This is a genomic window from Paenibacillus sp. Aloe-11, assembly GCF_000245715.1.
GTDB classification, from domain to species: Bacteria; Bacillota; Bacilli; order Paenibacillales; family Paenibacillaceae; genus Paenibacillus; species Paenibacillus kribbensis.
In genome coordinates this window covers 153,115-153,507 of record NZ_JH601066.1, presented here as the reverse complement: position 1 = coordinate 153,507, position 393 = coordinate 153,115, and the positions used below count along the sequence as shown (strand labels likewise).

1 protein-coding gene is annotated in these 393 nt (G+C 56.0%); it reads left to right on the top strand.

Going from position 1 to position 393, the window contains the following annotated elements:
• Window positions 1-393, top strand: a 393-nt coding sequence (locus tag WG8_RS26045) for a phosphopantetheine-binding protein (protein WP_007432237.1), incomplete at both ends; no start/stop codon positions are given.

Sequence of the window (393 nt, the reverse complement as noted above, 5' to 3'; positions counted from 1 at the left end):
TGCGAACCGCACTGTCACGGATGGTACCGGACTATATGCTGCCGTCCCATTTCATACAATTGCAGCAAATGCCCCTGACGCCAAACGGGAAAGTGGATCGCAAAAAGCTCCCTGAGCCTGGAGTTGGCGAAGCCGTTGAAGGATACGTTGCGCCGGCCAATGAAATGGAGCAACTGCTGGCCGACCTGTGGAGCGAGGCGCTCGACGTAGAGAAGGTTGGGGCAGAGGACAATTTCTTCACCCTTGGGGGTCATTCGCTTAAAGCGATGATGCTGACCGCAAAAATACGGCAGCAGCTTCACAAAGAAGTGACGATCAAAACGCTGTTTGAACGCCCAACCGTCCGCGAACTTGCCGCCTGCTTGCAGACGGAGGAAGCCGATGGCGGGTCTG